We start from the raw sequence: 23,164 nt of genomic DNA on the forward strand, positions 1-23,164 counted from the left end.
TATTGAGCAACAAATAGCAAGTGTCATGCCAATAAAATATCAACTAAAAATCAATAGGTTATCAATTTTACTGACAAATAGTAGGGATAAAAAAACCGGTTGAGACATTTTGTCTCAGCCGGCTCATTGAGTGTTTAGTCAAAATGTACCTATTCTTTGTGTGGTATATTTTGTCTCACCTCGTTAGGCTGTGATTCTTCAGCAAAAGTATCACTTTCACTAGACACTGTATTTATATACAGCTCACTTTCATCTTGAGTAATTTGGCCACTTTTGTCGGTGTTTGACTCTGCGTCTTCAACTACCTCAGATGCGATATCGTTAGCGTTAAGCTCAGACCCTTGCGCAGTTTCGGCGTCTGGTTCGTCTTCCACTTTGTCTTTAACCCAATCACGCAGCGTCTCAGCGACGTCTTGAGAAAGTGACTTTAAGTTACTGTAATCATCATCGTAATCGTCTAGGCCGTCACGCACGTTAAATTCTTCGGACAAGAACATTTTGCGCAGCGCAGCTTTCTTAACACTTTCTGAAGCTTCAGAAACCAGCAGTTGCGCCACAGACATTTCTTCGGTTTTTTCAGTCTCTACACTCGCGGTAATGTCTGGAGCCTGACTATCCTCATTGACGTTCAAAGCATCTAAGCTTTCGTCAGCGTTTGAAAGCGCTGTGACACTATCTTCGGATTGCTCCGTCTCTGCTATCGGCGTGATCTCTTCAGCATGTTGGGAAGATTCTTCTAGTTTACGTTTCGACCAACGGCTTAAAAAACTAGTTGCCATTTGCTCTGCCTGCTCCTTTGCGTTTCTTGCGTCTTACTTCTAACAACTCACCGTGACGACCAATAAAGGCTTCCATCCAAGCCTGAACGGCTAACGGCATATCGTTAGATAGTACAAGGTTATCACCATCCATATATTGCGCCGCAACAGATTGTGAAGCCGTCAGTAACTGTATCGCTGGTTTTTCACCAGACTCGACGTTATCCATCACTAAAAAGAGTTTAGGTTGCTGAGAGCTTAAGTTAAAGCGGTAGTCTGTACGCTCGTCTTTATGTAATTGCAACAGACAAACATCTGGAGTCTCTTCCGTCGGATTCAGCGCAAATCCTGTCAACTGCCATTGGGTTGTCACCCAAATCCCTGTACTGATCTCATGCTCAACAAGCTCTACGCCGATTGGCCATGTATCCTCAGTCTTTTCGTAATTTTTTTCGAAATCTTTCTTATCCGACATAACTCACCCAGTCTTTCTATTTTTGGTCTGAAAACACACGGGAGATTTTGCCCCCGTTTTCGACCATTTTTATTGTCTTCGAAGCAATAAACGCGCCAAGCTGATATAACTTAGTCTATATACTCCCTCAGGCTATAAGTACCAAACTAGACGAAACTCAAATGTATTGATGTGTCATTACTGCGAACTCGCAGTTTTAATGCATTGTTGACATAAAACCTCGCAATTTCTGTGGGAACCGCTATTTTGGAATGAGATTTGCTAGCCACTTAACAAGCTAAAATGCGTAGCAACCTAACGCTCTTAATCACTAGGACACGACTGTGCTGAAACCAAATATTATTAAAACCAGTGAAAATCCCCTGCAAACCATTGAAGTCGATGTGTACGACGAGTACGGCGAAAAGCTCGCGAAGCAAATCGCTTGCGAGCGTCCTCTTACGGTCATGCTGAACTGGAAAGAAGTGGTCACGCTCATGACGCTAGGTTCGCGTCCAGAAGCACTAGTACTGGGTTATTTAAAAAACCAAAGCTTCCTGTCCGATCCAGCCGCGATTGAATCCGTTATTATTGACTGGGAAACGCATTCCGCAGCGGTGATTACTAAAGAAAACACTGAACACTTAGAAGGCGCCCTGAAAAAGAAAACCGTCACCTCAGGTTGTGGCCAAGGCACCATGTATGGCAACGTGATGAAGCAGCTTGAAAATTATCAAGTGCCTCAAGTTTCTCTTAAGCAGTCAGAAATTTATTCTGCGCTGGAAGCGTTAACTCATTACAACGACACCTACAAAAAAGCGGGCGCAGTACACGGCTGTGCGGTTTGCAAAGGTAATGAAGTGTTGTCATTTGTGGAAGATGTCGGCCGTCACAACGCAGTGGATACACTTGCAGGTGAGATGTGGCTCAAAGAAGAAACAGGTGAAGATAAAATTTTCTACACAACTGGTCGCCTTACATCAGAGATGGTGATTAAAGTGGCTCAAATGGGCATTCCTGTTCTGCTTTCTCGCTCTGGCGTTACTCAAATGGGGTTAGATCTAGCGAAGCAATTTGGTATTACGACCATTGCGCGTGCGAAAGGTTTGCGCTTCCAAGTGTTTACAGGAGCCGACAAGGTTGAATTTGATGTAAAAGGCAACCAATAACACCTTTTCAGTGTAAACTAAAACCAATAATGCGGATTCACAGAGGATGTGGACTATGAATAATGACCAATTGTGGAATTTTCTGCTTACGCCCAGCGGTATCATGCTTTCTATGATTATTACCTTTGGCGTGGTCGGGCTCTATGCGTATATAACCGGTCAGTTTAAGGATTAAGGCCAAATATCAAAAAAGCCTCGCTAAATAGCGAGGCTTTTGCTTTTTAAACGCTTTGCGAGTAATTACGCGTCAACGCCACGAGATTTTAGGAACTCAGAGTAAGTGCCTTTAAAGTCTGTGATTTTACCATCGCGGATTTCGATAATACGCGTTGCTAACGAGTCTACGAATACACGGTCGTGAGAGACGAAGAACAACGTGCCTTTGTATTGCTCAAGCGCGGTGTTCAAAGATTCAATTGATTCCATGTCCATGTGGTTGGTTGGTTCGTCCATTAGCAGCATGTTTGGCTTGTGCATCATTAGCTTACCAAGCAGCATACGACCTTGCTCACCACCAGACAGTACTTTTACTGACTTCTTAATGTCATCTTGACCAAACAGCATACGACCAAGGAAACCACGAACGACTTGCTCGTCATCACCTTCTTGACGCCATTGACCCATCCAATCCGTTAGATTCATATCTTCTGCAAAGTCATGCGCGTGGTCTTGCGCGTAGTAACCGATGTTTGCATTTTCAGACCATTTGAACTCACCAGCACGCGGTTCAAGTACACCAGCAAGCGTGTTTAGAAGTGTTGTTTTACCCACACCATTTTCACCGATGATCGCAACGCGCTCTCCCACTTCAAAAATTGCATTGAAGTCTGAGAACAAGTCCTCTTCAAAACCTTGGCTCAGGTTTTCTACAATCAGAGCGTTACGGAACAGCTCTTTAGACTGTTCAAAACGAATGAATGGGTTTTGACGACTAGACGCTTTCACTTCGTCCAATTTGATCTTGTCGATTTGCTTCGCACGAGATGTCGCTTGTTTTGCTTTCGATGCGTTTGCAGAGAAACGCGCAACGAAAGTTTGTAGCTCAGCGATTTGTGCTTTCTTCTTAGCGTTGTCGTTTAGTAGACGTTCGCGAGCTTGAGAAGCCGCCGTCATGTACTCGTCGTAGTTACCTGGGTAAACACGTAGTTCACCGTAGTCCAAGTCAGCCATGTGTGTACATACTGAGTTTAGGAAGTGACGGTCGTGCGAAATGATGATCATTGTGCAGTTACGCGCGTTTAGCGTGTCTTCCAACCAACGGATTGTGTCCATGTCCAAGTTGTTGGTAGGTTCGTCAAGAAGCATCACATCTGGGTCTGCGAATAGAACCTGCGCTAGAAGCACACGAAGTTTCCAACCTGGTGCTACTTCACTCATTAGACCGAAGTGTTGCTCCATTGGGATACCTACAGCAAGAAGAAGCTCGCCCGCTTTGGCTTCTGCCATGTAGCCGTCCATTTCAGCAAACTGAACTTCTAAGTCAGCCACTTTCATGCCGTCTTCTTCGCTCATTTCAGCAAGTGAGTAGATGCGGTCACGCTCTTTCTTCACTTCCCATAGCTCTTTATGACCCATGATAACGGTATCGATTACAGTAAATTCTTCGTAAGCGAACTGGTCCTGGTTCAGTTTTGCAACGCGCTCGTTTGGATCGTAGCTTACGTTACCACTGGTTTGCTCAAGCTCGCCGCTGAGGATCTTCATAAAGGTTGATTTACCACAACCGTTAGCTCCAATTAAGCCATAGCGATTGCCTTCGCCGAACTTAACTGAAATGTTTTCGAATAGCGGCTTAGCGCCGAATTGTTGAGTAATATTCGCTGTGGAGATCAAAACCTTTACCTTAGCAATTGGGGTGTATTTAGAAAAACCGGGCAACGGTACTTGTTCATGCTACATACTGCAAGTGTTGTTTTTATTAATTCATCGCTAGTGAAACCATCGCAGTGCTTCTTCAAAGCAAAAAGCTCAAGCACAAATGCGTCATTGAATACAAAAAAGAGCCAGTATTATAACTGGCTCTTTCTTCCGTAATGCTTACAACAAGTGACTAAGCGATATTCGTCACCTCTAGGATCAGTTCGGCTTTTTTAGGTAAATAAATACTGAATTTACTGCCTTTTCCCCATTCAGACTCTGCTTTTAACTCACCACCCGTTTGGCTGAGAATACTTTGGGAGACCGATAGCCCTAACCCTGTGCCTTCTCGTTTCGTTGTGTAAAATGGCGAGAAGATTCGACTCAAGTTTTCTGGTTTAATACCGCAGCCCTCATCGATAACATGAATCGCAGCTCCTTTCACTTCGCCCTCTTCAATCCAGTCTTCACTGACTACTGTTAAAGTTCCTTTACCGCTCATTGCGTGAATGGCGTTCATTTGCAAATTAACTAAGATTTGTAGCAAGTGGTGACGGTTTATCTCAACGGACGTATGCGCTTGTAGGTCAGTCACAAACTCAACGTCGCGTTTCTTGGTGCCAGTTTTAACCAAGGTGATGCTTTCATCAATGATAGGATTGACATGTTGCCAAGTGATTTCATCTTGAACACCGCCTTGGCGACTGTATTGCAATAAACTGCGTGTGATATTGCGGATACGATCAATTTGCGCGTGAATCGCATCAATCTCTTCTTGTACTCGACTTGCATCGTCACCCAATTCAAAATGGATCAATTCTACGTTGCCAAGAATCACGGCGGTTGGGTTATTAATTTCGTGAGCAATCCCCGCGGTGAGTTCTCCCAGTGCTGCAAGTTTTTCATGAACAACGAGTTTGTCGCGGGTTTGGTTGAGCAATTGAATATGCAGTTCAAGATCTTGGGTTTTTTCTCTCAGGCTTGCCGTACGCTCTTGAACTTTGCATTCAAGTTGAGCTGCGGAGTTTTTCAGTTCAATTTTGCGCTCTTCTAGCGCGTCTAACATATCATCAAACTGTCTGGCTAACTGCGCAAGTTCATGATCGGCATCTAATCCTAACGGGCCAATCCGTTTTTCTTTACCTTGTTGGACCTGCTTCACCACTTTATGAATGCGTTCGATCGGTCGAAACAGATCATAAGAACCGCGATATACCATCACGCCGGAAACCAGCAATAACATAACCGTAATCAAGCTGATTTCGGCAATGTTCGTCATGTAGGCTTTAACGAATGGCCACATGAGGTAACCCGTATAAAGCATACCAATAACATTGTCGTATTGGTCTTTGATTGGTTGATACGCCGTAATATACCAAGCGTCATACACATAAGCGCGATCAACCCACTGTTCACCCTTCGAAAGTACTTGGTTATACACTTCTGCGCTCACGCGAGTGCCTATGGCGCGCCCTAGCCTATGATCGCTGTCTAAAGGAACGTTGGTGCTCACACGCAAATCATCGAGAAACACAGTCAACGTACCCACAGGGCGAAGGCGGTCATTATCACTTAAGTAAATGAGATCGCGGATTTGATCCACCAACACTGTACTGTTGTTAAGGAGCAAACCACCATCAAGAAAGCCGATCAAATCGTTCGCTTGGCTGTATACCGGAATCACGGTTCGACTGACTAACCCACGCGCCTCCCTGTCACCATCAGCAAGAATAGGCACTTCTGCTCGTTTGGCGAGTTCAGGATCGAGGCGTTCGAGTTCTTCTTTATTGAGTACATCAAAAAACGATTCGCGCTTGGTGAGATCCATAAAGCGGAATTTGTTTTCCATGGAATTAACGCGTTGGAAAGAGAGAAAATCTAAAGCATATCTTTTCTTCTGCTCTGTGACCCACTTTTGCAGGTCACCTTGTGGCGTTCCTTGATTAATGCGAATACGGAAATCGTACGAATCGGCAAACGCCCGCACGTAATTGGCTTGCTTTTGCTGTAACAACGTTACGCTGTTATTTGCAACACCAAGACGCTCCGAGACATCAAGCAGCGCATTTTGCCACGTGTAATGAATAGACCAATAAATGGTAATGCCGATCAGAGCTAACAACGTGAGGAAAATCGGCGCAGAGGTTAAGAATAACAAACGATAACGCACCATGGTTTTAAAACGGTGCGTCCATTTTGACAATCCTTTGTGCTGTGGGCCGTTAGTCGGCATATTCCTCATCCTCAGAATCCCATTCTTTGTATTTACGTTCTAAGGTCTTGCGAGCTACGCCCAAGTCGCGAGCAGCTGCTGATTTGTTGCCTTCGTGCAAGTTAACGACTTGTTTAATATGTGCTTTCTCGACTTCTTTTAACGTCCAGCTGTTTGGATAGCCCTCGCCAGTAAATTCTTTGCCTTCTTTAAAGGTTGGTAACTCAGCTGAGTGAGAAACAGTAATCGATACATTAGGCAGTGAATGCCCGCCATTCAGCTCTCGCCAATAGTGTGCAGGTGGTTTGCCAAGCAAGATACAACGCTCAATCAAGTTTTTCAGCTCACGAATGTTTCCCGGCCAATCGTACTCACTCATGGCTTCCATGTCCTCGTGCGCCCATTTGGGCGCGGGCATACCTAGCTCGCGCGTCAGCATGTTGCTGAAAAATGGCACCAACTCAAATAAGTCGGTTTTGCGCTCTCGCAGCGGACACACTTCAATTTTCAGAACGTTTAAACGGTAATAGAGGTCACTGCGGAAATTACCTTGATTGACCTCTTCTTGCAGGTTTCGGTTGGTTGCCGCTACGATACGGACATCAATACTGATCTCTCTTTCTGAACCGACAGGGCGAATCGTACGCTGCTCTAACACACGTAATAATGATGCCTGCATTGCAAGTGGCATCTCCCCGATTTCGTCAAGAAATAAGGTGCCACCGTTAGCAACACGGAACAAACCTTCACGCGATTTTTTTGCACCGGTAAACGCGCCCGATGTATGACCAAACAACTCACTTTCTAAAAGCTCTGGTGCAATCGCGCCGCAGTTGATTGGCACAAACGGGCCCGTTCGCCCACTCGCCTGGTGGATACCTCGTGCAACTAGTTCTTTACCCGTACCCGACTCACCTTCCACCAAAACAGAAGCGCGTGATGGTGCAAATTGGTTAATAAGTTGCTTAAGCAGACGCGTTTTTTCTGAGCCGCCGATGATCTCTGAGGTATTGTGACGTTGGTAATCGCGTGTCATGGCGTACTGCATGCGTTCGTTCAAACGGCGATCCATACAGCGACTGACCGCTTTTAACATCTGCTCAAGGTTGAATGGTTTGAGGATAAAGTCGGAAGCACCGAGCTGTAGCGCTCGAATGGCAATTTCTAAATCCGCATAACCCGTCATAAAAATCACATCGGCACGTTTGTCATCATCTTCAAACGCTTCTTCCCACTCAATTCCAGAACGCCCTGGCAGATTAATATCCAGTAAGATCAGATCATAATGTCGAGAATTACGCAGTTGTTCTGCTTCTTCGATGCTACCAGCTGTATCGACATGTGAAAAAAGCTTACCCAATGCCTTTTTCAAGATGGCTTGCATGCCTAATTCATCATCGACGACCAGTACGGAAAAGGCGCTATATTGTTGGTTTGTACTAAGATGGGATTGAGTAGACATATTTACCCCAGATGGATTTCGATGGGACAGAGTGTACCAAGTTTAAACAGAGATACCCTACAAAAAGTGCGACATTTTGTACCAACGCAAACTTTTATGCAAATAACCCCATGATTTAGTGCATAAACCAAGCACTTTAAGCTTGTAAAAGGTTGGCATCTTGTTTGCTATATCTTGTTTGCTATAAGGTGGATACGGAGCGCATTTAAGTGATCTCAGGATGTTGATGTTTGCTTATTCCAACACCCTAAGACAACTTGCGTATTACGCTAATCGCTCTCGTCCAAAAAGGCTTCTCCCTAAAACCTGGAGAGATTCCAAAGAATCATTGGAAAGGAACACATAAAAATGAAAAAAATTGCGCTAACTCTGGCTGCAACGTCTATCACGCTTGTAAGTTACTCTGCGTTTTCTGCTCAAGACGGAGAACATGTTCGCCTTGCAACCACAACCAGTACTTACCATTCAGGTTTACTTGATTACCTGCTTCCACAATTTGAAAAAGACACGGGCTACAAAGTCGATGTTATTGCTGCAGGTACGGGTAAAGCCTTAAAAATGGGCGAAAACGGTGACGTAGATTTGGTGATGACACATGCACCAAAAGCTGAAGGCGCATTTGTTGAGAAAGGCTACGGCGTTTTACCTCGCAAGCTAATGTACAACGACTTTGTGATTGTAGGCCCGAAAGCTGACCCAGCAACAATCAAAAATGACGAAGGCGTGTTAGATGTATTCAAAGAGATCGCAAACAAAAACGCAACGTTCATCTCTCGCGGCGATGATTCTGGTACGCACAAAAAAGAAATGGGCTTCTGGGCTCAAACTAAAATCGAACCGAACTTTGGTGGCTACCGTAGCGTAGGTCAAGGTATGGGCCCAACTCTAAACATGGCGTCAGAAATGCAAGGCTACACCATGACGGACCGCGGCACATGGCTGGCTTACCAAAACAAATTGGATCTAGAAATTCTGTTCCAAGGCGATGAAAAACTGTTTAACCCGTACCAAGTTATTCTTGTTAACCCTGAGCGTTACCCAACGATCAACTACCAAGGTGCGAAGGCATTCAGTGATTGGTTGGTAAACCCTCGCGGACAGGAACTTATCAATGGTTTCCGCCTAAACGGTAAACAACTGTTTGTTGCGAATGCTGAGAGCAAATAACGCAATATGAATCTTGCTGATACAACACTGGAAGCGCTTCGCTTACTGGTGAATTTTGATGCAGACCTATGGGAGATCGTTGCGGTCTCCTTTAGTGTTTCTATTACGGCAATATCCCTAGTAGTATTGCCGGCTATTTTGATGTCCTTTGTACTGGCGTATACCGACTTTCGCGGTAAATGGTTTTTGTTGTCGATCGTAAATACGCTGCAAGCGGTCCCTACCGTGGTGATTGGCCTGTTGCTGTACATGTTGCTGTCGCGTGCTGGCCCTTGGGGAGACTGGCAAATGCTGTTCACTCAGAAGGCAATGATCTTCGGCCAAATGGTGATCTGCTTCCCTGTTTTGGTATCGATGATGCATGGTGCATTACAATCTAGCGACCGTCGTGCAGTGGAAACTGCCATCACGCTGGGCGTCTCCATTCCGCGCTTGGCAGCTACGATGATTTGGGAAACCCGCTTTCCTCTACTTGCGGCTATCATTGCAGGGTTTTCACGTATCGTGACCGAGGTGGGCTGCTCAATGATGGTTGGTGGGAACATTATGGGCGTGACGCGAAATATTCCCACGGCTATCGCAATGGAAAGCAGTAAAGGTGCTTTTGCGCAAGGAGTTGCATTAGGAATTGTATTACTATCTTTAGCGTTGGCTCTAAACTTCTTCTTATCAAGCATGAGAGGCAAAGGCTACCTCAGAACATAGAACATGAAGCAAACAAACGACTCACCATTAACCCCATGTCGAGGCGAATTATGACTATAAAAATCACCGCCGAACAGTTATCCATGCGCTTTAAAGAGCGTGTGCTTTTCCACATCCCTGAGTTAGCCATCGGCCCAAATGATGCCATTTATCTCAAGGGTGACAATGGTGTGGGCAAAACTACCCTACTCAAAATCCTTGCTGGCTTGCTCAAACCCTCTACTGGCGATGTTGTTGCGCCAAAAGATACGTGGCTGAAAAGACTGACGTGTCGCAATGGTCGTGTCGATGTGATTTATCTCCATCAATCCCCTTACCTTTTTGACGGCACTGTATATGAAAACGTAGTCTATGGAGTGAAATATCAACAAGACACGCAAAAAGATAAGCGAGCTCAAGTTATTCACGCGCTGCGCATGGTAGGTTTAGAAACCTTAGCGGACGAACATATTTCCGTGTTGTCCGGCGGTGAAAAACAGCGCGTTGCCATGGCAAGGGCTTGGATTTTAAAACCGTCGATTTTATTGATGGATGAGCCAAGTGCGTCTTTAGACCAAGAATCCATTGAACGATTGGTAATGATGGCGAAAGATCTTTTGGATCGTGGTTCCAGTATCGTGGTGACAAGCCATCAGGCCAACGCACTGACCGACTTATGTAAAAAACAGTGGTGGATTAAAGACAAGACTTTGATAGAGTCTCCTCTGTTGTATGTCATACCAAAAGAAACATCCCAAGAGAATGCATATGCTTCAACCAACACAAACTAGTTGGGTCATTTTGGCTGGTGGCCAAGCCAGCCGTATGGGTGGAAAAGATAAAGGTCTGATTGAATTAAATCAGAAGCCACTCATCGAACACGTTATTGAACGTTTATCTCCACAAACTCCACGCATTTTAATTAATGCCAACCGAAACCAAGATGCGTACAGCAAATTTGGTTTCGTATTTAGTGATCAATTCAAAGATTTCCCTGGGCCTATGGGCGGTATTCACGCGGGTTTGATGCATGCTGAAACTGACTGGGTCGGATTTGTACCTTGCGATAGCCCACAAATCAACACCGACCTTGTCGAGCGTTTCTGCCAGTTCGTCAAAGAAGACAGCGATATTTTGGTCGCGCATGATGGTGACCATCAGCAACCTGTTTTTACGCTCTACCACAAGCGCGTACTGCCAAAACTCACCGCATTTTTAGAACGTGGCGACCGCAAAATCATTCTGCTCTACAAAGAGTGCAACACTAGTTACGTTGACTTTAGCGACTCACCAAACTGTTTCGTCAACTTGAACACTCCGGAAGAACTGGCGCAATTTGGACAATTAGAATCATGAAACACACGCTAAACATTCCTATTCTTGGTTTTGCGGCTTATTCAGGCACAGGCAAAACCACGCTACTTGAAGCCCTATTGCCAAAGCTGACCGAAGCAGGTTTACGCATTGGCATGCTAAAACATGCGCACCACAACTTCGATGTCGATAAGCCGGGTAAAGACAGCTACCGTTTACGCAAAGCTGGCGCATCTCAAATGCTGATTGCTTCTCGCAACCGTTTTGCGTTAATGACAGAAACGCCAGAAGCCGAAGCGGAGTTTGAATTCCTATTAACACGTTTTGATGAAGACATGCTTGATGTGGTTTTGGTCGAAGGCTGCAAAAACATCGCGTTTCCTAAAATCGAATTGCACCGTGAAGAAGTCGGCAAGCCTTGGCTTTATCCAAACGATGAAAACATCATCGCTATCGCTTCAGACGGCGACGAGTTGGACTCTGAACTGCCACAAATGAACATCAATGATCTTGAAGCGATTGCTCAGTTCGTTATTCAGTATGTTCAAGAAGCGAAAGCACCAAAAAACAAAGAGAAAGAAGCCGCATGTTGCGACACACTTTCTCCTGCTTTCCTTTCTGTGGTTCAAGGCCAAGAGAAAATCCTTTCTTTGGTGAACACGGTTTCGGAAATAGAAGCATGCAAGATTGAAAACGCCTATGGCCGCGTTCTTGCGGAACATATCGTTTCACCAGTAAATGTGCCGCAATACACCAACTCCGCGATGGACGGTTATGCCATCCGCAGTGATGATGTTGACCGTGATAGCTACCAAGTGGTTGCTGAAGTGATGGCGGGCCATGCTTACGATCAGCCTCTGGAAGTTGGTCAAGCAGTTAAGATCATGACTGGCGCACCAACACCACGTAACGGCGACACAGTGGTCATGCGTGAGCAAGCCTCTCAAGAAGGTGACAAGGTCACCTTTAACAGTGCGAATATCAAAGCAGGCCAAAACGTTCGTCAAGCAGGTGAAGATCTCGCTATCGGCAGTGACGTCTTTACCGCAGGCACTCGCCTAGCCTCTCCAGAAATGGGCATGATCGCTTCGCTTGGTTTTGGTGAAGCGAATGTGTTCCGCAAAGTGAAAGTTGCCGTGTTCTCCACCGGTGACGAAGTACAAGCGCCGGGAACAGAGCAAAAAGCGAATTCTATCTACGATTCCAACCGTTTTACCATCATGGGCATGCTTGAAAAGCTCGGCTGCGAGATCTTGGACTTCGGTATTCTGGAAGACAACGAACAATTAATGATTGAAGCGTTGGAAAACGCATCGGCGCAAGCGGACGTGGTTATGACTTCTGGTGGCGTATCTGTTGGTGATGCGGATTACATCAAACTTGCCTTGGATAAACTTGGTCAAATAGATTTTTGGCGAATCAACATGCGTCCGGGACGTCCATTAGCGTTTGGTCAAATCAACAACAAGCCGTTCTTTGGTCTGCCGGGCAACCCTGTGGCAGTGATGGTTTCATTCATCAACTTTGTTGAGCCTGCACTGCGTAAGATGCAAGGCGAACAAGGCTGGAAGCCTCTGAAAGTGAATGCCATCGCGACTGAGAATCTTCGCTCTCGCCAAGGTCGTACCGAATTTAGTCGAGGAATCTATGAACTGGATAACACTGGCCGTTTAACCGTTCGTACAACAGGCAAGCAAGGCTCTGGTATTTTGCGCTCAATGAGTGAGGCAAATTGTTTGATCGAAATCTCCCCAGCTATTGATACAGTAAAAGCGGGAGAAAGCGTGACAATTATCCCACTTCAAGGCAGAATCTAGCTCAAACTAGAAATTCAAAGGTCAGCGAGTCTGGCCTTTTTGTTTAATACAGAAACCTTTTCAGAGAGACAGCTATGGCTCGCACCATTCTTTACACTTACAAAGACCAAGACAAAGAACTGACGTTCTCATACCAGCAGCACCGCAACATTCAAGAAGCGGTTGCAGAAGCAGAAGGTATCGATATCACTGAGTTCCTAAAGATGGAGCAACAAATCGAAGCAGTGTCTGACACTAAAGCAGTGCGCAACTACCGCGACAACTACTTCAGAAAATTAGGCTTTAGCAAAATCACCCTAGCTCAAAAAGAAAACCTGGGCGTAGGCAAAAAGAACAAATAAGCTTAGCTGCAAACAGAAAACTCACGATTCGTCGTGAGTTTTTTATGCATGCTACTTTTGTTCATGATCTATACCCGAGCATACCGAAATTACTTAGGTATATAAGTAAAAACCCCGTTTAACCTTGAAAGTCTAAACGGGGCTTTAAATTTCTTCTTACTTTATATCGAGTAAGGTTTAAGTCATTACTTGATGTTTAAGAACGCAGCGCCGCGTACACCACCTGAATCACCGTGTTTTGCTTTGATGATCTTAGGACACTTAGCCACAGACAATAAGTGTTTAGGGATGCGTTTTGGCATCTCTTCGTAAATCAATTCGAAGTTAGATAAGCCGCCACCAAGTACAACGGTGTGTGGGTCTGTTGCAGTAAACAGGTTTGCAAAGCAGATCGCTAGCAGCTCCATAAAGCGCTCGACGTGCTCTACTGCTTTCTCCTCACCCTCTACGTGCGCTTTAATAATGTCGATCGCTTTCTTCTCTTCGCCGTAGTAATGCGCGTAAAGAAGCTCGAAACCACGACCAGATAGGTAACTATCTAAACAGCCTTTGTTGCCACAGCCACAACCCAGTAATGGTGCGTTTTCGCCTAGGTGGAACCATGCGTCGATAGGAAGACGTGTGTGACCCACCTCACCCGCTACGTGGTTGCGGCCAGAGAATACTTTGCCTTCGTAGATAAAGCCGCCACCAAAACCAGTACCAAGGATCAAACCTAGTACAGATGGTTCATCTTGAAGATCTTCGTCCCAGGCTTCAGAAAGCGCGAAACAGTTTGCATCGTTTTCAATTTTTACGCTGCGACCGATTTTAGCTTCCAGATCAGCACGAAGTGGTTTGCCTTTTGCCGCAGGAACGTTAACTGTTAGTACCGTTGCATCATCGGCGTCTTCCATACCTGGCAAGCCAAGACCAATCGTACCTTCGCAGCCAAACTCTGTATCGTATTTGTTCACCAATTCCGCAATGGTATCAACCAGCAGCTCGTAGTTGTCTGTTGGTGTAGGTACACGTTCCGTCGCTACACGCTCAAGCTTCTCGTTAAATGCACCAAATTCAATTTTAGTGCCGCCGACATCAAAGCCGTAATACATGTATTTCTCTCCTAAAAAATGCTTCAAACGACTCTCAAAAATGGCTAGAGTCAAAAGTATAAACTGATGGCATTATCCATATCTGTACGCCTGCAAACCGTGACCGAATGCAGATTTATCCCCTCACCGAAGCCAGTTGAACAACATACCATCAACAAAAGCTCATTCCTTAGAGTCAGCTCTCGGTTTTCATCCACTCTTTGAAACGTTTCAAGTGTGGCTGGTTAGGGTCGTTTTTGACTCGAGTCTTGCTCAGCATGTAAGTTTCTCTGAAGGCTTCAAACCACAATTGAAGGCATTCCGCAGCTTTCGGCTCACCAGCTTGTTTTAAAACTAATGTCGCGACTTCGGCGGTTGAAAGATGCTGCTCATTCTCGGAGCGGCGCATGATGTATTCAGACAGAGATTCCGGCTCAATGGAAAGCACAGGCAAAGATTTAAGAAAATCAGAACGACGGAATATCTTTCGTGCCTCACGCCAGCTACCATCAATAAAGATCAGCAACCATTTTTTGTTCTCGACATCTTCTTTTACTAATCGCGCTGGCTCTAGATCTTCAATTAAACGAGAGGGATCATCCACATAGTCTGCAGGAAATACAATCACCGGTTGGTAGCTGTCATCCTGTAGTAGCGCGAGCATCTCTTCAGACGGTTCTGTTCGGTTCCATTGATACACGTAAGTCTCTTGAATCGTATCAGCGATTAGACGACCGGTATTACTTGGCTTAAATACTTCGTTTTCAGAAACAATCAACATACATGCAATATTAGCCTTAATGTTTGGCTGAAGGTCGCACAAACAGTGTTGCTCAGAAACCTGGCAATATTGGCAACGAACCACTTTACATCCACGCGCGTTGAAAGGCTTGGTTGAGATAGATTGTCGGTACTGATATAAACGGTGGAAAGCGTGAATTCTCATGGTAAGTAATGCCAAGTAAAAAGTAGAGCGCGATTCTACTGATATTATGGTTTCGCCTCAAGATAAGCCCATCAGCAGTGTGTTGAAATAATTTCACTCTTATCTCGGTCATAGATAAAGAAATAAATAAGGGAATGACAGTGACAGAAACGACATTTCAAGAACCCTCATGGCTCAGATTAGGCTTTTTCCTTGGCGTATTATTGCTTTGTGCCATTTGGGAAAACAAATTGCCTAGAAAAACACTGACCGCTTCGCGCAGGTTTCGCTGGGTCAATAACTTGTCATTGGTCGCTTTTAACAGCCTAGTTATTGCTTTAATCATGCCTATCGCCGCCTTTCAAGCTGCGGTCATAGCTCAGGAGCAACAATGGGGGCTGCTCAATATTCTGTCCCTCCCCGCTTGGTTAAATATTTTTCTAACCGTCATTTTGCTTGATTTCGTCATTTACGCTCAGCATGTTGTCTTTCATCATGTAAAGCCGCTGTGGAAGATTCACCGAATGCATCACGCCGATCTCGACATAGACGTCACTACAGGCGCACGCTTTCATCCCTTCGAAATAATCATTTCAATGGGAGTAAAAATTGCAGCCGTGTTTATCTTAGGTGTTTCACCTATCGGAATTGTGGTATTTGAAATTGTTCTTAATGCGAGCGCGATGTTTAATCACAGTAATGCAAAACTGGCTTTATCCATAGACCAAAAACTGCGAAACGTCATCGTTACACCAGACATGCATCGCGTGCACCATTCAGTGATAGTAAAAGAGACCCACTCAAACTTTGGTTTTTTCCTTTCAGTTTGGGACCGCTTTTTTGGGACATACCGAGCTCAGCCTAAGTTGGGTCATGATGATGTTGTTATTGGTGTGCCGGAAATTAGAGACGAAGAAGAGCAAAGATTAGATAAGCTTTTAACGCAGCCCTTTCGCTACAATAAAGAGAAGAAGTAATGGTTGAAAAAAATATTGTTGGATGAAGTATGTCAACAAAACGAATAGACCAAGCCTAACCCCCTGTTAAACACTACTTCATCCTCATGATGTGTAAGAACAGATTAGTTTTCTGCTAGCTGACGCTTTTTGTTTAACTGAGTAATACCAACAAATAAACCAACAACACCAAGCACTGCACATGCCAAAGCATTGGTGCTCATTACTTGCTGTGCCTCTATTGAGCTGTATAGAAAAGCAAGGCTGAAGAAAGTGGTGGCAAAGCTCAAACCTGTCAGTACGCTGAAACCAGCAAAACTGGCCAAGTCTTTAAAATCGTTCATAACGAGTCCCTGTTTACAATCCTTAATCGAGTGTTGTGAAAATAATAATTAACGAAATATTTGGCGCGATTGACTATGTTTTCGCGCATTCCATAACCAGATAGATACCCCAAATGAGAACCCTAAAAACAGTGTCTTCATTTGTAGGGCGACGTTGTTATCTAATATTTCTAATGTATAGTGAGCGTGGGAACTAAAGATAACATTGGTTATAAGAATCAATAACATAACAACTAGGCCAGAGCGGCGATGCTTGACCAATAGATACGCTGCTAATAAGTCCAATAGTCCCAAAGCGCTCCAATACATATTCAACCAGCGTGGCGCAAAATCGTAAGGTAAAAAGCCACCAACAATGTTGTCATAAAGATGAACCACTCCGCCAACTGTCATAAAAAGGCATAAGAGAAACACGACGAATTTATCCATTACCGTTTCCTTATCTGAATGAATGAGCAAAGCATATAGAAGTCACTTAAACATTTGTAATCTCATCGCCATTTTTGAGATCGACAGTGCCATTATCAACACGATGAGAACAGTAACGGCTGCTCTACCTTCTTTATTTGCTTCTAGTAGAAGCATAGTGTTTGCTGTGGCGTTTCGCCCAAATCCGCCAATGCAATGACAGAGTCCTCCTTTAAATCACGCCTTGGTCTATCAACTCTCGTACCTTTTCCAGCCCGCGCTGAAACACAGTATGTGCATTCGCGGGAAGGCCGCTCTCGACATCGTGCCAGAAGAACGCGAAATCATGTCCGCCATCGTCTTGCGTATGAAACAGCCATGAATTAGCGAGGTCAGCACACTCACACAAAACAAAATGCCATACTTGATTTTGAAAGCCACTATCCCATGAGCATAAATATCGTGCGGAACGAACATGTGTGATACCAGACTCCTCAGCGAGCTCCCGCTTGGCTGCTATGATGTAACTTTCATCAAACACTTCGACAGTGCCCTTGACGAGCTGAACACCCGCCAACGGATGTTTAAAAAGTAGGATCTCTTGATTTTGATTACGTAGAACGACGGGGCAAACTTTATCGATCACAAAACCACTCCTTATGCTTCAAGCAAAAGGCTTTAGCTTTCTCTGGATATAAAGAAATCGCATGAAGCTGCATGATTCATTCCTTTGAATTCTGGCGACATTCTAGTCAACGAGTCCCTCGAACAAAGCATTAACATCACGTTGTGATAACTAAACCCTTTAGAAATGAACGAGATGAGATGTAACTCACTTTTGCAATGCAAATAGGAGCCATTAAATGAGTAGCCGTAATAAAAAAGCAGAACCGAGGTTCTGCTTTTAGTCAGTGGAAACATCTCATTTACTTGGTCTGATGAAGCTCATACTTGTGCAGCATTGCCTGCTGGTGCCCAGCAATTTCCGCCACTTGCTCAGAACTCTCAACCATAGACTCAAGCTGCAGCTTTGTGCGTTCGCCAAGATCAGAAATATGTGTGATGGATTGAGATACATCTGCCGTCGCTCGTTCTTGTTCTTCTGTAGCAACTGAGATTTGCTCAACACGTTCTTGAATGTACTTAACCGCGAGGTTGATATCAGAGAATGTCGATTTCACTTCATTGCTGGACTTTAGCGCGTGGGTCATTTCTTCTCTTGAATCATTGACTGCTTGGCGCGAACGCTCTGCGGCAGTAATAAGCTCGCTCATCATTTCTCGGATGTTCGTAGTTTGTTGAGAGGTATCACTTGCAAGTTTGCGAACTTCATCAGCGACAACAGCAAATCCACGCCCTTGCTTACCAGCACGGGCAGCCTCTATTGCCGCGTTGAGAGCAAGCAAGTTGGTGTTGTCCGCGATCCCACTGATCATATCCACCATTTCACGAATCTGTTTAACACGCTGGTCTAGCTCTAACATTGACTGTTCATTTACATCCAAAGAGCTTTCTAATGACTCCAAACGTTCGCGGTTTTGTTCCACGACTTGAACCCCTTTTTCAGTGTGTTGGGTTGCAAGGAGCGAGTCCTGTGAAGATGCATTTGTCACCATTGCTATTTCACGAATAGAGGCTTCAAGCTCCGTTATGGTCGTGATCATACTCGACAACGCTTCATTTTGTGTTGCCAACCCATCACTTGTTTGTTCGGCTGCACTGTGACTTACTTCTGCCGTCTGATAAAGCGTTTCACAATTGCGCGTCACCGTTTGAATGGAGTCATGTGTGGAATCGATTACTTGATTCAACTTTCGTGCTACTTCTTTCAGCTCATAGGGGCCGACTTCTTCTGCCTTGTCACGAAAATCATGTTCGGTAAGTGCTGAAAGACGCGTTAGTACATTCCTTAACCCTCGGTTTGTCCATGACTTAAGACTAAACCAAGTAACCAGAATAATAAAAGAAATCACACACGCCGCAAACACGAGCACAACGCTCACCGATTCAATGGTCTCGTTGACCACCCGCTCTTTTTCATCGATCAACTGACCAGCGGTTTGGGAGATTTGATCAAGTAACCGCATGGTTTCATCCGCAAGCATCGAAGCCTGTTTAAACTCTGAACGTTGCAATTCCCCTTGTTCTAGTTTGGCGAGGATCAAACGCAGCACGCCCTTTTCACTAAAGCCTTGTTTCACCATCTCATATGGTGCGGTTAAGCTTGCATATTCACTTACTTCAGGATGGAAAGATTGGAAGTCTTCATAGGCGAGTTTAATACCTGCTATGCGATTTCGCATTTCTCGGTATTCTTTTTCGGCTTTGTTTAATTCTGAGTGCATCATCATGACTAAGAACGTACTTTCCATTGAGCTTGCAGAAGCAATGAAACGGTTAGCGGCATCGCTCGACTCAGGATTATCAGCACTAAGAAACGAACTGATTCGATTCATTTCCGGACCGATAGAGCTAAGCCCATAGCGAAACCCACCAACAGCGGCATCAATATCCATTTGAATTTGTATCACCGAAGATTGCTTCAACAAAATGGACTGCGTGATGTTATGTAAACGCGCTAGTTTGGTGTCTAACTCCTCCGAGAGTTGCTGAGCTACACCAGACGCTTCCACAACCAAAGTTGTGCTTTGAGTTGCAAGAGAGTCGATTTGCTCTTTTATGAGAGGCAACTCTTTCGGCTCAGTAATCTGCATACCATGGTTGAGTAGCTTAACCATCTCCAATACATTCCTGGTTAACTTTGCGTTTGCCATCGCGATGGGTAATGCTTTTTGCGACAAGTCTTCAAATTGTTCCCCTACCTGTTCCATTCCTTTGAAACTTGAGACAGAAAGGGCTATAACAAGAGCAATGATAGTTAAAAATGTTGCACTGACAGCCTGAATCAGTGAAAGTGATGTGCGTGAGCGTTTTCGCTTTGCCATAATCAATTTTTATTCTTTCTTAAGGTTGAATCGGTTCTGCAGTGATTCCGTCACATTTGTGAGACAAAACCGTGATTTGCAGCCCATACTATGGATTGGTTATGACACTAATATTTCAGTTGTGGGTCATAGAGATGACAGGTGGTGATTTGCGTCGAGTATATTTTCCTTTGATAATCAGTGTGCTACTAAGCGCCTGCTCTTCTGGGCCTGAGCCTAGTGAGCAAGCACAAGTGACAACACCTACAAATCAGCTATTGTCGGACAACCCTGACTTGTTCGACTTTTACACAGAGTGGCACGGCACGCCTTATCGCTTAGGCGGGACACAGAAATCTGGAATTGATTGCTCAGCATTTGTACAAAAAGCGTTTATTGAGGCTTATCAGCTCTCGTTACCAAGGACAACGAAGCAGCAATCAAAGCAAGGTGTGGAGTTAAGTTGGACGGATGCCAAGCAAGGGGATCTAGTGTTTTTTAAAACAAGACGTACAACTTATCATGTCGGAATTTACTTGGGTAACAAGCAGTTCATGCATGCATCGACGTCTAGAGGTGTGATTATTTCAAGAATCGACAACCCATACTGGGCATCTAAGTTTTGGCAAATAAGAAGAGTTACAATGTAACTCCTCTCACTCTTTAACCGGACATTGCTGTAAGTTAAAACAATATCAGTCGTAAGTCGCAACAGCATTATCGAACAGATTTTTGACCAGAGCGATGTATTCATCAAGGAACGTGATCTGTTCATTGGTCGCTTTTTTATGCCATACCCCAGCCAATATCTCACCAAGATCTTCAACAACTGCATCAGCCTCTTTCAACAATTTGAAGCGTACGCTCGAGTGAAGTTCTGGATTTTGCTCAAAAATCGCCATGATGTTTGAAGCCACCATATCGGTGACAACATCTTCGATGCTTTCGGATCCAGTGTCGCCAATTTCGGTCGTAAAAATATCTAGATTTAGAGACAAGTGCTCGATAAGAGCGAGATATCCATCGGTTTCTAAAACCACTGTTTTTCTCCGTTTATTGCAAGCCTTCGAAGCTGAAAGCAGAATAGTTTCAATAGTAAGACATGCCGAGAAAATTTCATTAACTTATTTCATATTAACAAACATTCACGAACCAACTGGATGATTTTCAAACAATTGAGCTTTGCTTCACTGAATTCGGATACAGGGTTTCTTCAAACCTTTTTATATTTCAGCCATTTTCATGCAAACAGGTTTGGTTACGACCATTTTCTTTTGCACGATACAGCGCAGCATCGGCACTCTTTAACCATTGAGTGTGAGTTTCAAAATAAGGCTTATACTCGCAAACACCAATACTTATCGTGTAATTAATCAAAAAATCTTCCACTTTCACGATCTCTTGCTCAATTCTTTTGCGCAAACGCTCTGCGAAATAGCAAGCTTGCTCCTGGTTTGTGTGAGGAAGTAGTACCGTAAACTCTTCACCACCAAAACGACCGCAGATATCACTGCTCCTTGCTGTTTTTCTCAACAATGCAGAGGTTCGACGAATGACTTCGTCCCCTGTCGGGTGACCATAAGTATCATTCACCTTCTTAAAGTGGTCGATATCGAATATTACTAATGAGCATGGTCCGTCGATAACTTTTAAGTGAGCAAACTCATCTTTCAATGATTGCTCCCAATAAGCGCGATTAAATAAACCTGTTAAACCATCTTTGCGACTGATTTCCGACAAATGTTGATTTGTTTCTTTCAAATGAATGCGATTTCTCGCAGTTTCAGAAACATCATTGACTTGAATCGCTATGTGGCTGACCTCTCCTGAGAGCCCAATTAACGGCGTGATCACGATATCTTGATACATAAAATCACTGCTGTTTGAAACCGGAGAAAAATTGTTGAACTTAAAAAGGTACGGTCGGTTTTCCCAGCTAGAAAAAGAACGAGTTTCCAGATCGGCGGCTGCTTTTATCTTGGTTTCTAGCCAAGTTCTTGGCAGCTCTTCAAAATGCTCAAATAAACATTCACCAAGAATTTCTTGTGATAGAACGCCACTGTATGACTGCATAAAACTGTTCCACACACACACTTTATACTCTTGATTCAAAACAATAAGCCCTGAATCCATCGTATCGAGAATTTGTGTGACCCAATGAAAGTCTGCTATGTCCAGCGTGATATCGGACATTAGATTAGCTCCATGATTTCATAGATTATTTCTACGGATGGCTTATCAATTAAAAACAGTACCTCGCACTCGAAATCGAGCGCTTCTGCCATGTAGGTGTATTCGATAGTAAAGAGCTCACCCAACTCGCCTTGCTCTTCACAATAAGGTGTTAAGGTATCCACAATGCCTGGCTGACGAAGTGAGAATTGCTTGTCGAGTTGATCGCCCAACGATGTGAGAAATGACGAAACCAGTAGGTTAGAAATATTCAAGATGATTTCATTATGAGGCGTAAACTCAAGGAGATAACCTAATTTTTCCCCAATCTGATTGATATCCCTACCACGTAAACACACCAGTGCCTCTCCGTGAATACCACCACCGACAAACCTCTGCGCTACCGCAACGGAACTGTCACGCCCAACCACATCAACCAGTGTCATATGAAGCTCGCCGTAGGACAAAGGTCCAACATGAGGAACAGGAAGTTGGATGAACTCATGTAAATGGTCGGCCATAATCGCAGCCCCTTTACCAAGGGCAATGTTCGCAATTTCACGGAATTTGGCTAGTAAGGAAAGCTCTTCGCAACCCTGGCTTTTAGAATCAACCGAATGACTAGGTTTGAACGCATAATGCAGCCCTAATTGTTCGTATAGTGGGAGCACCTGCTCTTCTGTCAGAGGCTTAGCGATAAAAGCTTGAGCACCAAGATCGAGACAGCGCTGTTTTGCCTCTTGTTGAACATCTCCAGAAATAATGACGATTTTGGTCGCGTACTGACTAACAGGTAATGATTCGAGGACCTCAAAACCATCCATTATGGGCATCGTTAAATCGAGAAACAAAATATCGATATTTTGCCCAGCAAGAATATTAAGCGCCTCATAACCATCTTGCGCTTCAATAAGATGCAATGATGTATCTTGTACGATAGAACGCGCAATAAGCTTTCTTGCAACAGCTGAGTCATCACATATCAGTATTTTCATGCCACCAATGGAACTAACGTCAAAAAAATCATAATACCTGTTGTAAACGTTCATCTCCATATGCTAAGCCAACAAATCAGAGGCTTATAAGCGATTTGATTCACATTTATACAAATTGACTACACTAAGAGG

Annotated in this window: 23 protein-coding genes; 9 read left to right on the plus strand and 14 right to left on the minus strand. The window is 44.3% G+C overall.

The window, feature by feature from the left end:
- Window positions 1–149 precede the first annotated feature (149 nt).
- Together R7P64_RS05395 and R7P64_RS05400 are read right to left on the minus strand one after the other, a co-directional pair.
- On the minus strand, window positions 150–779 hold the full coding sequence (locus tag R7P64_RS05395; protein WP_064368418.1) for a DUF3306 domain-containing protein: 630 nt from the start codon (window positions 777–779) through the stop codon (window positions 150–152).
- Window positions 769–1,233 (minus strand): DUF3305 domain-containing protein, encoded by a 465-nt coding sequence (locus R7P64_RS05400; protein WP_005389514.1) that lies wholly within the window; start codon window positions 1,231–1,233, stop codon window positions 769–771. The genes R7P64_RS05395 and R7P64_RS05400 overlap by 11 nt, the downstream gene beginning before the upstream one ends.
- Window positions 1,234–1,556: 323 nt before the next feature.
- On the opposite strand from R7P64_RS05400, the gene R7P64_RS05405 reads away from it, so the two are divergent.
- Window positions 1,557–2,381: a formate dehydrogenase accessory sulfurtransferase FdhD gene (locus R7P64_RS05405; RefSeq protein WP_054574149.1), complete on the plus strand. Its 825-nt coding sequence runs from the start codon at window positions 1,557–1,559 to the stop codon at window positions 2,379–2,381.
- 240 nt (window positions 2,382–2,621) lie between these two features.
- Here the strand turns inward: R7P64_RS05405 and R7P64_RS05410 are convergent, their stop codons facing one another.
- The 3 genes from R7P64_RS05410 to R7P64_RS05420 form a co-directional block, all read right to left on the minus strand.
- Window positions 2,622–4,214 carry an ABC-F family ATPase gene (locus tag R7P64_RS05410; protein WP_025766654.1) on the minus strand — a complete coding sequence of 531 codons (1,593 nt, stop codon included), beginning with the start codon at window positions 4,212–4,214 and terminating at the stop codon, window positions 2,622–2,624.
- Between the two features lie 217 nt (window positions 4,215–4,431).
- Entirely contained in the window at window positions 4,432–6,471 is a 2,040-nt protein-coding gene (locus tag R7P64_RS05415) for a cache domain-containing protein (RefSeq protein ID WP_005377562.1), read from the minus strand.
- The gene (locus tag R7P64_RS05420; protein ID WP_025766656.1) at window positions 6,461–7,912 is read right to left on the minus strand and encodes a sigma-54-dependent transcriptional regulator; all 1,452 of its coding nucleotides are present in this window, start codon (window positions 7,910–7,912) and stop codon (window positions 6,461–6,463) included. The genes R7P64_RS05415 and R7P64_RS05420 overlap by 11 nt, the downstream gene beginning before the upstream one ends.
- Before the next feature lie 348 nt (window positions 7,913–8,260).
- Between R7P64_RS05420 and R7P64_RS05425 the strand changes: the two genes are divergently transcribed.
- The 6 genes from R7P64_RS05425 (at window position 8,261) to R7P64_RS05450 (ending at window position 13,235) form a co-directional block, all read left to right on the plus strand.
- Window positions 8,261–9,079, plus strand: coding sequence for a substrate-binding domain-containing protein (locus R7P64_RS05425; RefSeq protein WP_005389522.1), 819 nt, complete (start codon window positions 8,261–8,263; stop codon window positions 9,077–9,079).
- A gap of 6 nt (window positions 9,080–9,085) precedes the next feature.
- Complete coding sequence (locus R7P64_RS05430) at window positions 9,086–9,784, plus strand: ABC transporter permease (protein WP_005389524.1); 699 nt, start codon at window positions 9,086–9,088, stop codon at window positions 9,782–9,784.
- A gap of 50 nt (window positions 9,785–9,834) precedes the next feature.
- Window positions 9,835–10,554: an energy-coupling factor ABC transporter ATP-binding protein gene (locus tag R7P64_RS05435; protein WP_005377570.1), complete on the plus strand. Its 720-nt coding sequence runs from the start codon at window positions 9,835–9,837 to the stop codon at window positions 10,552–10,554.
- Window positions 10,532–11,119: a molybdenum cofactor guanylyltransferase MobA gene (gene mobA, locus R7P64_RS05440; RefSeq protein WP_005377572.1), complete on the plus strand. Its 588-nt coding sequence runs from the start codon at window positions 10,532–10,534 to the stop codon at window positions 11,117–11,119. Before R7P64_RS05435 ends, mobA begins: the two co-directional genes overlap by 23 nt.
- Window positions 11,116–12,894, plus strand: coding sequence for a bifunctional molybdopterin-guanine dinucleotide biosynthesis adaptor protein MobB/molybdopterin molybdotransferase MoeA (locus R7P64_RS05445; RefSeq protein ID WP_318123230.1), 1,779 nt, complete (start codon window positions 11,116–11,118; stop codon window positions 12,892–12,894). Before mobA ends, R7P64_RS05445 begins: the two co-directional genes overlap by 4 nt.
- Window positions 12,895–12,968: 74 nt before the next feature.
- On the plus strand, window positions 12,969–13,235 hold the full coding sequence (locus tag R7P64_RS05450) for a DUF2960 domain-containing protein (RefSeq protein WP_005377584.1): 267 nt from the start codon (window positions 12,969–12,971) through the stop codon (window positions 13,233–13,235).
- A gap of 185 nt (window positions 13,236–13,420) precedes the next feature.
- On the opposite strand, the gene nagK is transcribed toward R7P64_RS05450, so the two are convergent.
- Entirely contained in the window at window positions 13,421–14,329 is a 909-nt protein-coding gene (gene nagK, locus R7P64_RS05455) for an N-acetylglucosamine kinase (protein ID WP_017820672.1), read from the minus strand.
- Between the two features lie 175 nt (window positions 14,330–14,504).
- Window positions 14,505–15,254 carry a tRNA-uridine aminocarboxypropyltransferase gene (locus R7P64_RS05460; RefSeq protein ID WP_137281986.1) on the minus strand — a complete coding sequence of 250 codons (750 nt, stop codon included), beginning with the start codon at window positions 15,252–15,254 and terminating at the stop codon, window positions 14,505–14,507.
- Between the two features lie 140 nt (window positions 15,255–15,394).
- Here R7P64_RS05460 and R7P64_RS05465 point away from each other — a divergent pair, with 140 nt between their 5' ends.
- Window positions 15,395–16,210, plus strand: coding sequence for a sterol desaturase family protein (locus R7P64_RS05465; RefSeq protein WP_031781345.1), 816 nt, complete (start codon window positions 15,395–15,397; stop codon window positions 16,208–16,210).
- Window positions 16,211–16,314: 104 nt separating this feature from the next.
- Here the strand turns inward: R7P64_RS05465 and R7P64_RS05470 are convergent, their stop codons facing one another.
- From R7P64_RS05470 to R7P64_RS05485, 4 genes are all read right to left on the minus strand, one after another.
- Window positions 16,315–16,533, minus strand: a complete 219-nt coding sequence (locus R7P64_RS05470) for a hypothetical protein (protein ID WP_137281985.1) — start codon at window positions 16,531–16,533, stop codon at window positions 16,315–16,317.
- A gap of 48 nt (window positions 16,534–16,581) precedes the next feature.
- The gene (locus R7P64_RS05475) at window positions 16,582–16,962 is read right to left on the minus strand and encodes a hypothetical protein (protein ID WP_005377611.1); all 381 of its coding nucleotides are present in this window, start codon (window positions 16,960–16,962) and stop codon (window positions 16,582–16,584) included.
- Between the two features lie 211 nt (window positions 16,963–17,173).
- Window positions 17,174–17,587, minus strand: coding sequence for an NUDIX hydrolase (locus tag R7P64_RS05480; protein ID WP_206954086.1), 414 nt, complete (start codon window positions 17,585–17,587; stop codon window positions 17,174–17,176).
- A 280-nt stretch (window positions 17,588–17,867) separates the two neighbouring features.
- On the minus strand, window positions 17,868–19,886 hold the full coding sequence (locus R7P64_RS05485) for a methyl-accepting chemotaxis protein (protein WP_137281983.1): 2,019 nt from the start codon (window positions 19,884–19,886) through the stop codon (window positions 17,868–17,870).
- Window positions 19,887–20,020: 134 nt separating this feature from the next.
- Here R7P64_RS05485 and R7P64_RS05490 point away from each other — a divergent pair, with 134 nt between their 5' ends.
- Window positions 20,021–20,515, plus strand: coding sequence for an NlpC/P60 family protein (locus R7P64_RS05490; RefSeq protein ID WP_025998640.1), 495 nt, complete (start codon window positions 20,021–20,023; stop codon window positions 20,513–20,515).
- A 45-nt stretch (window positions 20,516–20,560) separates the two neighbouring features.
- Here R7P64_RS05490 and R7P64_RS05495 read toward each other — a convergent pair whose 3' ends face one another.
- The 3 genes from R7P64_RS05495 to R7P64_RS05505 all read right to left on the minus strand — a co-directional run bounded on the left by R7P64_RS05495 (window position 20,561) and on the right by R7P64_RS05505 (window position 23,032).
- On the minus strand, window positions 20,561–20,905 hold the full coding sequence (locus R7P64_RS05495; RefSeq protein WP_005377620.1) for a DUF3802 family protein: 345 nt from the start codon (window positions 20,903–20,905) through the stop codon (window positions 20,561–20,563).
- Between the two features lie 190 nt (window positions 20,906–21,095).
- Window positions 21,096–22,058, minus strand: a complete 963-nt coding sequence (locus R7P64_RS05500; protein ID WP_213966951.1) for a GGDEF domain-containing protein — start codon at window positions 22,056–22,058, stop codon at window positions 21,096–21,098.
- Window positions 22,058–23,032, minus strand: coding sequence for a response regulator (locus tag R7P64_RS05505; protein WP_213966950.1), 975 nt, complete (start codon window positions 23,030–23,032; stop codon window positions 22,058–22,060). Before R7P64_RS05505 ends, R7P64_RS05500 begins: the two co-directional genes overlap by 1 nt.
- Window positions 23,033–23,164 lie beyond the last annotated feature (132 nt).

This window comes from Vibrio sp. 2304 (assembly GCF_033339475.1).
GTDB lineage: Bacteria > Pseudomonadota > Gammaproteobacteria > Enterobacterales > Vibrionaceae > Vibrio > Vibrio alginolyticus.